Source organism: Armatimonas sp. (assembly GCF_043757465.1).
Lineage (GTDB): Bacteria > Armatimonadota > Armatimonadia > Armatimonadales > Armatimonadaceae > Armatimonas.
In genome coordinates, this window is record NZ_JAYVPL010000055.1 from 1 (window position 1) to 11,852 (window position 11,852).

8 protein-coding genes are annotated in these 11,852 nt (G+C 59.5%); 5 read left to right on the top strand and 3 right to left on the bottom strand.

Annotated elements, in window-relative coordinates:
- From ACH2ED_RS06915 to ACH2ED_RS06935, 5 genes are all read left to right on the top strand, one after another.
- Positions 1-869, top strand: an 869-nt coding sequence (locus ACH2ED_RS06915; RefSeq protein WP_395089655.1) for a transposase, incomplete at its 5' end; no start/stop codon positions are given.
- Positions 866-1,435 carry a transposase gene (locus ACH2ED_RS06920; RefSeq protein WP_395089656.1) on the top strand — a complete coding sequence of 190 codons (570 nt, stop codon included), beginning with the start codon at positions 866-868 and terminating at the stop codon, positions 1,433-1,435. The genes ACH2ED_RS06915 and ACH2ED_RS06920, both read left to right, overlap by 4 nt.
- 27 nt (positions 1,436-1,462) lie before the next feature.
- Positions 1,463-2,491 (top strand): RNA ligase (ATP), encoded by a 1,029-nt coding sequence (locus ACH2ED_RS06925; RefSeq protein WP_395089658.1) that lies wholly within the window; start codon positions 1,463-1,465, stop codon positions 2,489-2,491.
- 83 nt (positions 2,492-2,574) lie between these two features.
- Positions 2,575-4,386, top strand: a complete 1,812-nt coding sequence (aspS, locus tag ACH2ED_RS06930) for an aspartate--tRNA ligase (protein ID WP_395089660.1) — start codon at positions 2,575-2,577, stop codon at positions 4,384-4,386.
- Positions 4,383-4,925 (top strand): Uma2 family endonuclease, encoded by a 543-nt coding sequence (locus ACH2ED_RS06935; RefSeq protein WP_395089663.1) that lies wholly within the window; start codon positions 4,383-4,385, stop codon positions 4,923-4,925. Before aspS ends, ACH2ED_RS06935 begins: the two co-directional genes overlap by 4 nt.
- Before the next feature lie 89 nt (positions 4,926-5,014).
- Here ACH2ED_RS06935 and ACH2ED_RS06940 read toward each other — a convergent pair whose 3' ends face one another.
- The 3 genes from ACH2ED_RS06940 to ACH2ED_RS06950 form a co-directional block, all read right to left on the bottom strand.
- Positions 5,015-6,367, bottom strand: coding sequence for a reverse transcriptase domain-containing protein (locus ACH2ED_RS06940; protein ID WP_395089665.1), 1,353 nt, complete (start codon positions 6,365-6,367; stop codon positions 5,015-5,017).
- Complete coding sequence (locus tag ACH2ED_RS06945) at positions 6,364-8,343, bottom strand: BRCT domain-containing protein (protein ID WP_395089667.1); 1,980 nt, start codon at positions 8,341-8,343, stop codon at positions 6,364-6,366. Before ACH2ED_RS06945 ends, ACH2ED_RS06940 begins: the two co-directional genes overlap by 4 nt.
- 86 nt (positions 8,344-8,429) lie before the next feature.
- Positions 8,430-11,618, bottom strand: a complete 3,189-nt coding sequence (locus tag ACH2ED_RS06950; protein WP_395089669.1) for a hypothetical protein — start codon at positions 11,616-11,618, stop codon at positions 8,430-8,432.
- Between the last annotated feature and the right edge of the window lie 234 nt (positions 11,619-11,852).

Below are 11,852 nucleotides of genomic sequence, written 5' to 3' on the forward strand. Positions count from 1 at the left end.
TATACTCCCAGCCAAGAATGAACCGAGAGGAATTTGACAGACTTACCCGAGAAGATCCCGATGCCATCTGGAAGATCATCGCGGATCTCGCGGCACAAGTCGCCCTCCTTCAAGAAAAACTTGGGGTCAAGCCACATACTCCTTCCTCGGCTCAAGGATTCATTAAGCCAAAGAGCCAAAGGCCAAAAACAGAGCGCAGAACAGGGGGACAGCCAGGGCATAAAGGCCACACCCTCGAAAAAAATGAGGCACCAGACCAAACAGAGCAATATAAACCAGGACAATGCCCAAACTGTGGACTTGACCTCAAAGATGTAGCAGGTGAAATCGTTGAGGTACGTCAAGTCGTGGACTTGCCCGCAGTTATCCGATTCTTTACGACAGAGCACCAGGTGCAAGAAGTCTGCTGTCCCGGATGCCAGTGCCCTGTCAAAGCAGACTTTCCTGAAGGAGTTAATGCTCCCGTTCAATATGGTCCCAACACCCAGACGACTTGTACCCTGCTCAAAGTGGATCAAGCTATCTCCCTGGAGAGAATTGTTTCTTTCTTCACGGATTGGTTTGGACATTCGCCTAGCGAAGGCACTATCCAAAACTGGATTCACCGAGCAGCAACGGAGTTGGAGCCTATCGAAGAGCAGATAAAGGCAGGCATTATCCAGGCTGACTGTGCCGGTTTTGATGAAACGATGGTTCGTTCTTGTAAGAAGAATACCTGGATTCATGTTGCCCGAACCGATAAGCTAACTTACTTTGCTGCACCGGGTGGTCGCGGAAAAGTCACGATAGACTCCATCGGAATCCTTCCGCAGTTTCGGGGTGTTGCTCTTCACGATAGTTTCGGGGTGTTGCTCTTCACGATGCCTTGAGCGCCTACTTTGGTTTCAAAGAATGTAATCATGGTCTTTGCAATGCGCACCTTGTTCGTGAGGGAGATGGCCTTAAAGACCGCTTTGATCCTAGAGGCGTTTGGAGTGAACCAATAATTAATTGGCTACTTGAAGTCAAAAAGCAACGCGACTCTGGGGTGTTATCTAGCGAGGCAAAATTACTTGCCGGTCTTCGCGCTGTCGTAGGGCGTGGTTATGCGGCTCTTGGTTTTGCTCCTCCCGGCGAGGGAGTAAAGCTCTCCCCCTGCACCAAGGAGTTTCTCTCTCGGATTCGTTGGCTCGACCGCCTTTGGTTTTATGCTCCTTATGTGGTTCGTTTTGGCTGGGATTCGATAACTCTCTTTGATAACAACGGCTCAGAGCGTGACATCCGTCCTGTGAAACTGTTCTCCAAAGTCTTCGGATGTTGGCGCTCTGCCTCAGGCTTAGCCTCGTTCTGTCGTCTTCGTGGCTATCTTTCAACGCTTCGCAAACAGGGTATTTCTCCTCGTGAAGGCTTACTCTCGGTCTTCCGTGGAAACCCCATTGTTCCGGCTACAACTTGACCTGAGCAGTTACTGGAAATGAAAATCATGGAAAGAAAACTGACGAGTGTGCAGCGGGTGCTTGCGCTCCACCCTATCGAGAACGCGGATGCGATTGAGCGGGCGCAGATCAATGGCTGGCAGTGCGTGGTCAAGAAAGGTGAGTTCGTCGTTGGAGCGCTTGGGGTCTTTTTTGAGATCGATGCCATCCCACCGGAGCTGCCACAGCTCGCGTTTCTTTGGACATCGCGCAACGCCGACGGCCCGCAGCCACGTCCCGAGAGTTTCCGCATCAAGACCATGCGCCTGCGCGGTGCTCTTTCACAGGGTCTGCTCATGCCGCTGGCGCAGTTTGCGCTTCCTGCGAATCTCACCGAGGGGGATGACCTCACGGCGATGCTTGGCGTCGGCAAGTGGGAACCGCCGGTTCCCTCGGGTATGGGCGACTGGCGTGCACCGTTCCCGCCGCTGGTGCGCAAGACCGACGAGATGCGCCTCCAGAGCGTCCCCGATGTGCTGGGCGAGCTACGCGGCCTGCCGTATGTCATCACGCTCAAGTGCGACGGAACCAGCGCGACGTACTGCATTGATCCGCGCACCGACGAGTTCCATGCCTGTGGCCGTAACCAGAGCATCACCGAGGGCGCGAACCACTACTGGAATATCGCCAAGAAGTACGAGATTGAGGCCGCACTCCGTAGGTTTCCCAACTTCGCGGTGCAGGGTGAGATCTGCGGCCCCGGTATCCAGAAAAACCGTCTGGGACTCAAGTCAATGGAGTTCTTCGCCTTCAATGTCTACGACCAGCAGCAGGGCAAGTACCTCAGCCACGACGACGCCAGTGCATTTCTGGAGTCGGCCAACCTCTCTGCCGTACCAGTTATCGAGGAGGGCGAGAGCTTCGCACACACTCAGGAGTCACTGCTCGCCCTCGCCGAGGGCAAGTATGTGGGCACGAGCAACGAGCGCGAGGGAATCGTCATCCGCCCCCGCGTCGAGCGCAACAGCCTGCTGCTTGCCGGACGGCTCTCGTTCAAGGCGATCTCAAACCGCTTCCTGTTAAAAGAGGGCGAGTAGCACCGCAGCCTCCCCCCTCCAATAGGGGAGGCGATATAATGCCCCTTACGCGCCTCTAACCGGGGCATGAGGAGGTTTGATTCGTGGCATTTGCAAGCTGGCAGCGGACGATAGACTGTGGCGCACTGCGCGCCGAGCATGTGGGACAGGAAGTGGTGGTCAATGGCTGGGCCAATAGTGTCCGTGACCACGGCGGGGTTGTCTTCATGGACTTGCGGGACCGCACCGGTCTCGTGCAGATTGTCGCCGATCCCACGCGCAGTGTCACTGGCCCTGAGGCCCACGCCATCGCGGAGAAAGTCCACAACGAGTACTGTCTGTCCGTCCGTGGCCGGGTCGCCGCGCGGCCCGAGGGGCTTGCGAACCCCAATCTTGAGACGGGTGGAGTGGAGATCGAGGCGATTGAGATCACGGTCTTTAACGCCGCGCGAACACTCCCCTTCCAGCTCGACGACAAGAATATCAACGAGGAAGCGCGCCTCAAGTACCGCTACTTGGATCTGCGCCGCCCCGAGATGTATAAGAAAATGGCGCTTCGTCATGAGATCGTCCGAGCCGTGCGCGAGTATTTCTACAAGAACAACTTTTTAGAGATCGAGACGCCGATTCTGACGAAATCCTCGCCGGAGGGTGCGCGAGATTATCTAGTACCGTATCGTCTTCAGGCAGGGAAGTTCTACGCCCTACCGCAAGCACCACAGCAGTTCAAGCAGCTCCTGATGGTGGGTGGGATGGAGCGCTACTTCCAGATCGCCAAGTGCTTCCGCGATGAAGGCCAGCGCGCCGACCGTCAGCCCGAGTTCACGCAGATTGATCTTGAGATGGCCTTTGCCACCCAAGACGATGTGCTTGGGATGGTCGAGGGCCTGATGATCGAGGTCGTCGAGAAATTCACGGCGCAGACCGGCAAGACGATTCTCTCCAAGCCGTTCCCACGCATCTCCTTCGACGACGCCATGCGCCGCTTTGGCACCGATAAGCCCGATATTCGCTTCGGACTTGAGCTGATTGACTGCGCCCCACACCTCACTGAGACACAGTTTGTGGTCTTCCAGCAGACCCTAGCCAACGGTGGTCAGGTGAAAGCTGTGCGCTACCCTGGTGGCGCGAGCATCCCTCGCCGCGAGATGGACGAGCTGGGCAACCTCAGCCGCGACTGGGGTGCAAAAGGCATGGCGTATTTCTTGGTGGACGAAGAGGGCAAGGCAACTCGTGGCCCCGTCGCTAAGTTTTTAAGTGAAACCGAAAAAGAAGCGCTGGTCACCTCTGCGGAAGCGCAGCCGGGCGACTTGGTGGGCTTTATCGCCGACCAGCCCGAAACCGTAGCGAAAGTGCTGGATCGCCTGCGCCGCTTTATCGGCGGTAAGCTGGGGCTGATTGACAAGAACAAGCTGGCCTACTGCTGGATCGTGGACTTCCCGGTCTTCGAGAAAGACGAGGAGACGGGCAAGCTCACTTTCGCCCACAACCCGTTTGCGATGCCCCAAGCCGACGATTTAGACAAGTTTGAATCAGACCCCTTAGCCATGCGAGCGCAGTGCTACGACATGGTCTGCAACGGCACCGAGTGCGCGTCGGGTGCGGTACGTATCCATGTCCCCGAGATTCAGGTAAAGGTCTTCGAGAAGATGGGCCTGACTCCCGAGCAGATCAAGAGCCGCTTCGGGCACATGCTCGATGCCTTCGCACTCGGCGCACCGCCCCACGCGGGAATGGCACCGGGCCTGGATCGCCTGGTGATGCTCCTGTGCGACGAAGAGAACATCCGCGAGGTCATCGCCTTCCCCAAGATGGGCGGTGGCTACGACCCGATGATGGACGCGCCGTCGGAAGTCGAGCCCGAGCAGCTTAAAGAGCTGGGAATCGCTGTCGTAGAAAAGGAGAAACAAGAGTGACCCTGACACAACGCCCCCTCACCGACGATGACATTCAGCGCCTCCCCCGTGAGCTCGGGAAGTGGGAGGTAATCAATGGAAAACCCACTCTTATGCCGACTTTCTTTGAGCACGACTTCATCTCGTCGCTCCTTCTCGCACGTCTGCTACCCATCGCCCTGCCCCTTGGTTTTGTCACCAACGGGCAGGCAGGGTTTCGGATGCAGAACCGCAACCTCCGCGCTCCCGACATCACCTTCACCACCCGCGCCCGGCGAGGCACTGTTTTCCCCAAGCCCGGTTTTGGTCAAGCGGCCCCCGATCTCTGCATCGAGATCATCTCGCCCTCGGAGACCAAGACTGACATGGACGACCGACTCGCGGAGTATTTTGCCTCAGGTGCCCAGCAAGTCTGGCATGTCTTCCCTGAGACTGAGCGCATCCTGGTCTACACCTCGGTGAGTACAAGCACCGCCTACGAAACCGCAGATGAGTTTAGCGGAGTCCCCTTACTGCCGAGCTTAAAATTCCGCGTCGGTGAGATATTCGAAACCGATTAACTACCTCATGAAAAAGGTGTCTCAGTGACTTCGTCCCCCTTCGCTTGCCGGAGGGGGAAACGGCGCTGTCGCCGAGGGGGCGGCTATTTTCAGGCAAGCCACGAATGCGCCACGACAAACTTCTCGGCGAGCTCGGGGCGCACCATTTTGATGAACGAGAGGTAGCCCTGGCAGTAGGCTTGGGCGCTTCGGCCCAGGCGCTCGCTGACTTTCTCGAAGCCGTCGGTGTCGCAGTGGTGAAGAATCGCGCGGAACTTTCGCATATCGTCTCGGGAGAGGCGCACGCCTTGCTCGCCATTGACCACGAGGCCAGTGATGATCTGGCGATCCGACGTACGGAGCACCTGGGTCTTTTTCTCATTGACAATGAGCTTCTCATCGGCGACGATCTGCCGGACGAGCGTGAGCAATAAGCCAACGGGGGCGCTTTCTTCGGCGTGCGAGAACGTGAGATCGTCGGCGTAGCGCGTGTAGACAAACCCGAGCTTTTGGGCCGCGCCAAGTAGCCGTGCATCGAGCTTTCGCACCAGCAGATTCGAGAGCGCAGGGCTGGTGAGTGCGCCTTGAGGAACGCCACGTGGCCCCACGGCGACGAACTTACGCTCGCCGTCGAACTCCACCACAACGCGCGGGCAGTCGGTGCAGAGGAGCGCGAGAATTGTTGCGATGCCCTCGCTCTGCCCGATGCCGACGAAGTAGTTTTTCACCCGCTTCACGCCCAGCGACGGAAAGAAGTCCTGCAAGTCCAGCTTCACGACGACGGCTTTCCCCGTGTGCGGCTCCGCATTCTTCACCACCGACGCGCCGGGAGAGAACGCGGTCGCGGCGGAGTGCGGGGTCTGTTTTGCTAAAATCTCACCGGCCACCCAGCGCTGCGCCTGCCGAAGCTTGGTCTTGGGTGAGGCCAGCACGCGCCGTCCACCACGTTTTTTGGGAATCGTAAAGAGCGAGTAGTGCCCCGTCTTCGAGGCGGGCCGCTGGTAGCAGAGCCACGCGAGCTCCCGTTCACTCAGGCCGATGGCTTTGGAAAACGCCTCAAGTTCCCCGTCGGCAAACGACAAGCCCGCCGAGACGCCCCGCCCCAGATGCGGCAACGCTGTGCGTCGCCAGAGCGCGTCCTGCTCCGTTTTTTTGACTCGTGCCGCCTCACGCTCGACTTTCTTGACCACCCGCGCCGAACGCACCCGCTCGATCCGCTTGCGCCGAATCTCCGCCAAGAGCGCCGGAACATCGCCACTCTCACGAATCTTTTTTTCGACCCCATCCAGCTCGCGCCGAACCCCGACCAATTCTTCGTAGAGAGGCCGCAACTTCCGCTCCGCCTCCGCCGACTGTTCCGCGACCTCTGGCGACGGCGGCCAAAACCCAAGCCGCACCATCTCCTCGCGGATAAAGGCATCCTTGCCGATCTCTTTCAAACGCTGTCGCTCTGCCGCTGTCATGCGATGCTCCCTCCCAAGAGTGCGAGAAACTCGTCTTCGGTCATGACGGGGATTTTTAGTTCTTGCGCTTTGGTGAGTTTGCTGCCCGCTTTGTCGCCTGCGACCAAGTAATGCGTGTTCTTGCTGACACTCCCCGAGGCTTTCCCGCCGCGCTGGACGACGATCCCCTCGGCTTGCTCGCGGGTGAACTTGGTGAGTGCCCCGGTGAAAACAAACGTCTTGTCGGTGAAGTCGAAGGTATCGGCGCTGCTTGTGTCGGCTTTCTTGGCGGCCTTGGCTCCCAGAAGCTGCTGCGACGCCAGCCCGACGGCGGCGAGGATATGGGCGCAGGGGCCTTTTCTCAGCTTCTCGCGCTTGAAAAACGAGCACGTGCAGCTTGCGAAGCGCACGCGGCCATCGCTATCGAGATCTAGCGTGACGGCGAACTTTGCCTCGCGCCGCGTCTCACCACCACGCACCCAGGCGCGGAACCGGAAGGTCGTGTCGTCGGTGCGGGCGGTGAGGGTGGAGAAGGCTTCGTCTTCGTCGGTGTCCCTGAGGAAACTCACGCCGCCGGTCTGGACGATGCGCGCGGCGAGCTTGCTGCGGTGATCCTCTTCGCTCACAGGCACGGGGAATGGGAGGAGCTGTCGCCAGCGGTAGCAGGAGTCGGCAAGATCGTACATCGCCATGCCCGTGGCGCAGAGGCGCTGGAGCGCCGCCGTCGCCGTTTCCGTCGAGAGGTCGGTAATGTCCGAGGGCACCAGCTTAAGACGCTTTTCCAGTTCCTGCGACGCTTTGGCGATGTCACCGTCGCTGGCCTGCCCCGTGGCGGCGAGCACATCGAAGCGGGCCGCACTCGACCAGTCGTTTTTCGTCCAGCCCGAGACCCCGATATCAAACCGATGCCCGTCGAGCGTGATGCTCCAGTACGACGGCATCCCCGTCCCGAGAAACCGCGCCGTCACCGAGTCGGCGTGGGGAAGTAAGTCAGCAAAGGCCAGCAAGCGCCGCCGCCCCCAGAGCCGGATTTCCTGGGCACTGTCGCCCGTGAACTTGTGAACACGCTCGCGAATCACCGTCCCCCACGGCTCGATGGTGATCGTCGGGCACTCGCCGGGTGTCAGTGCAAACCGGAGCGAGCGCGGGCCGGTCTTCTCACGGGCACTCTGCAAAGCGGCCAGCACCTCAGAGATCGTCTCCGGCGAGAACTGCACCTCAATGGCGGGATAGACGGCGGCGGACTGGACTTGCAAGAACCCGCGTACCCAGGTCGGCGGGAGATCAATCTTCTTCTCCACGCGCTCCCCCGCTCCCGTGGCAATACTCACGCCCTCCGCGGCCACCGAGAGAAACGCGGGCCGGTAGGAGCGAATGCGGCGCATCTCATCGGCCAGCGCACTGGAGTAGTCCACGTTGGTTGTCCCGTAGCGCACGTCGCCCAGTACATCGAGCTTTTCCCACGGCACGGTCACGCGCCCATACGACGACTCATCCAGGCTGAAGACCTCAAACACGACGCAGTCTTTATGCACGGAAACCACGGGATCGAGCACCCACCAGGCATCCATGTCGTGCTTGCGGAGCCAGTTAAAATACTCCCCGCGCTTACCATAGAACTCCACGCTGTGAATGCCCCCTTCCAGAGGCCGAATCTCCGAATAAAGAGTCTTCAAGCGTCCCTTGAGGCGCTCCTGGCGCTCTTTCAACCCTGGTAGCGCCCGCATTTTCGCGCCCATCGTGGCATCCAGCTCCTCCAGATAGCGCTCCTCGACCCATTTCTGATACGACGAGTGGTCTTTTTGCTTGCTCCGCAGATCCGACGACACGACATTGTAGAGGGCGAGCATCACCCGAGCATAGCTGCGACTGTCCAGAATCTGTGCGGAGATCTGCACGCCGGGCCGCGATGCCTCCGCCGTGAGGGCCATCCGTAGCGCCCCGGAGTCATCAATTCCCGCCTGCGATGGCCGTGCGTAGTTTTGTGTTACTTCCATAATCCTACCCCCTACCCCCCCCGGCGGGGGGACAATGAGGAATATTCCTTTAATCTCCCCCACCCGGCGGGGGGTGGGGGGCTGGCTTAAACTGTCAGCCCTTCCACACTCTCGCCTGCCAGCGCCCGCTTGGTGAGCTGCACCAGCGCCCACTCGGCATCGCGTACACATCCCGAGCCTCGGGCGAGGGCAAGTAACGTTGCGATATCAATCTGCGCTTCCGGTGCGGCGTTTTCCTGGCGTACTTTGACTTTTTCTTTGGCCCGGCGCGATTTGTGGCGAGCACGGAGTACGATCCGGTCAAAACCAGGCGCGGAAATCTCCCCTGCCACCTCGGCGGCGAAGGCTTGTATGTCCGGCTCGTCGTGCTCAAACAGAGCGAGTGCGAGTCTTTCGCCCGTGAGCGTCTTTGCCGTTACGAATTCTCTCCCATAGCGACGCACCGAAAACACCGGGCTATCACAGAGCGCCAGCGCACGGTACTCCAGATCCTCGACCGCACTTGCTTCAAACCAGCGCTTGCCGACGGCCACACTTCCGGGAATCTCGCACTCCAGCAGGCGCAGGGCAAAGGTGAGGCGCAGTGTACGCCGCTCAACGATCTCCAGCGCGGGCGTTCGCACATCGGCAAGCACGTGGGTGGCAGCCAAGAGCAAGAGCCCTTCATCGGATTCCAGCTTGGGCCAGTGGCGCACCAGCCAGCGCCCGAGTAACGGCCCCAGCGCGGACTCACGAATGTCCAAGAGATGCGCTGCATCCTCACAGGTCAGCAGACACTCGGTGATCGCGGAGTCGGATAAGACACGAGCTTCCAGATTGCCCGTCGTGTCGTTTTGCAGAGCGGCAGGCAAGGCACTCCAGAGCTCGACAATCCCCAAGCCCTCGCGCAAGTTGCGCACCCAGCCATCGCGAATCCGGCCCCAGACACTGTCTTCCGCTGCTGCGATAAGGCGCAGCGTGGCACCCACCGGGAGCGTCTGGGTGAGCGCTGTAAACGCCTGGGCATCGAGCAGACCCACTAAAAACGGGCGCTCGGTAAGAAGCTGGATCAGCTCGTCAGTAGAAAAACCAGCCCGTCCCAAAGTCGCCAGAGCAAAGGGGGAACTCATGGCGGTGTGCTGTGCGCTATTGAAAGAGTGGGTCGCTAATAAGTCCTCCCAGAGGCTCCGCAAGGCGTCCTTAGGGGTCGCCGACGATGCCAAGACCCGCCAGAATGCTTCGCGAATCAGCGCATTTCCGTGCTCCATAAGCTCGTAGGACTCGCCCAAGCTCTTTCCCGCCGCTCCCCGTTCCAGTGCGACGATCAGCGCCTCACGGTCACTCTCATGGACACACGGCACCAGCTCCAGCCACTCTTCCAGCGTGCCTTCGTCCACGGATAGTGCTGCGCCCAGCGCCAGCTCCCGTAGTGCTTGCTTGCCCGTCGCCAGTAGTCCGGGCACCAGTCGAATAATCGCGGTCCCACCGACGGACTCAGGGAAGTGCTCCGCCACCAGCCCCGCAATTGCTCCAAAGCGCCGGAGTTTTGTTGGATCACTGGCTCGTAGAACGCACTCGACAAAAGTTGCTTTCCACTGCGCGTCGGCGTTTGCGTGGCGCACAATAGCGGGCAAGAGCTTCGTTCGCTGACGGGCAACCGCGCGAGTAAACCCTAGCGCAGCAAGCTCGGGCGTGAGGCGCGTTGCCGCAACCAGCTCCCGCACGCCGTAGGCAGTGAGCAAGAGCGAGGGCATCGCGACGCCACTTCCGTTCGCAGTGGGCACCTCGGCTCTTGTCGCCCGCAAGGCTTTGAGCGCCAGCTCCCGCGCCTGCCATAGGCACTTGTCACGAAGATAGAGCTTGGCCGCAAGTTCGGGATGGGCCTTCCAAGCCGCCGCCCCACGAGCTTCAAGGCGACGAATCGAGAGACCAAGTGTCTGTTTTTCGACAAACGCCCCCCGCCCATGGCTACGCTGCTCAAAGCGCTTCCCGGTGGCAAAGAGCAAGTCGTAGGCCACCCAGTGCTGGGTGGGATCGAGTGGCTCGGTGAGGGCGCACAGAGTTCGATACGCCAGCTCTCCAAAGCGCTTCGGGTCGGTCAGCGCTAACCCACGCAGATGGCGACGGGCGCGGCGCTTCATGTAGCCCAGCGTTTTTGGAGAGGGCGGTGTGCCGTAGGGCGTCGGGCGCTCGGGGTAGGCGAGATTATACAGAGCCAGTCCCTGCCAGGCATAGGTAAAGAGCCAGTCGCCACCCACAGTAAGCCCCTGGACTTGCACGCTCCGTGGAGCTGGTAGTAGCTTTAGAGCGGCTTCCCGTCCGTCTACCAGATGTGTCTCATGCTGGTTTGCCACCGTCACCAGCCCCTGGTGCACCAGTATCGTTGCCCCATGATTACCGTATTGATTCCGCAGATCCAGCTCAATATGCCCTGTCTGCCGTGGAGACGTTGGCTCGCTTAGCTCTATCCGATACAGGAACTGAGTCCGGTTGTCGGATTGGGTCAGAACAAAGGCGGACTTGCCTTCCAGAGCCACAACCTTAGCCTTGCTCAATGGCAGCTCACCAATGACAGTCAATTTCTTCGGGTCGCGAGTATCGAGGACTTTGATGCCCCCCGGAGTCGGCAGGCGGTTCCAGGCAAAGCCCGCTCCCTCGCCAAGTATCACCGCAAAGCCCTCGCCGAGAGCCACTTGCTTGGCCCCACGCAAATCTAATGCAGTGCCAGAGCCGTGAATATCGCGCAAGTCAAACACACGGAGCGCATCTTTGACAATCACATAGAGGTAGGGAAACTGCGCCGCAATGTGCAGACTATTTAGATTCAGTGTCGCGAGAAGTTTCAGCGCGTCTTTTTCGGGTTCGTAGACCTGAAGCGCTCCTGCATAGGCAAGTACAACTAATGGGCCGCACCAGAGCACCTGGCGAAGCTCACGCTGCGTACTATCTAGTTTGACGATCCCGACTTTCTTGGGCTTGAGCTTATCGAGCACCGAAAAGTCTAGCAGCGAGAGATACGGATTGTTGTAACTACGATCCAACGCGATGGCAAGCCTATCGCCTTGCGCCGCAATCCCTCGAATCTGCTGAACCCGCCCGATGTCCACACGCGGCTGCTCAATACGCTGGCTCAGCGGCGTGTTATCAAGTCGGGCGATCAGCGCTCCCAGAAGCTCAGGATCGGCATCGGGGTCCGCTTCGAGCGTTTTGTAGAGAGACTTCAGCTCCCGCCAAGCACCAAAAACGATGGGGGTTTCTTGGATAAAGCGAAGCGATGACGTCTCAGTTTCGGGCATGGTGATCTTCCACACAGCATTCTGTGTTTGGGTGGAGGGCAGAATCGCTACTATCTCTCAGGGACCGGCGACGATCACTGTAGGCGCAGACGCCACTAGTAGTGGTCTACGGGGCGTGGCCGCAGGCTCCTCAGCGCGAACGGTAGACCACTACTAGTGGCGTCTGCGCTGAGTCGCATCAGCGACCGGTGATGTAAAGCGAGCTTTACGGCCACCACGACGAAACATCGTGGC

Coding starts and splice junctions, on each gene's coding strand:
- ACH2ED_RS06925 (WP_395089658.1), top strand. CDS start 1,463: ATGGAAAGAAAACTGACGAGTGTGCAGCGGGTGCTTGCGCTCCACCCT.
- ACH2ED_RS06940 (WP_395089665.1), bottom strand. CDS start 6,367: ATGACAGCGGCAGAGCGACAGCGTTTGAAAGAGATCGGCAAGGATGCC.
- ACH2ED_RS06945 (WP_395089667.1), bottom strand. CDS start 8,343: ATGGAAGTAACACAAAACTACGCACGGCCATCGCAGGCGGGAATTGAT.
- ACH2ED_RS06950 (WP_395089669.1), bottom strand. CDS start 11,618: ATGCCCGAAACTGAGACGTCATCGCTTCGCTTTATCCAAGAAACCCCC.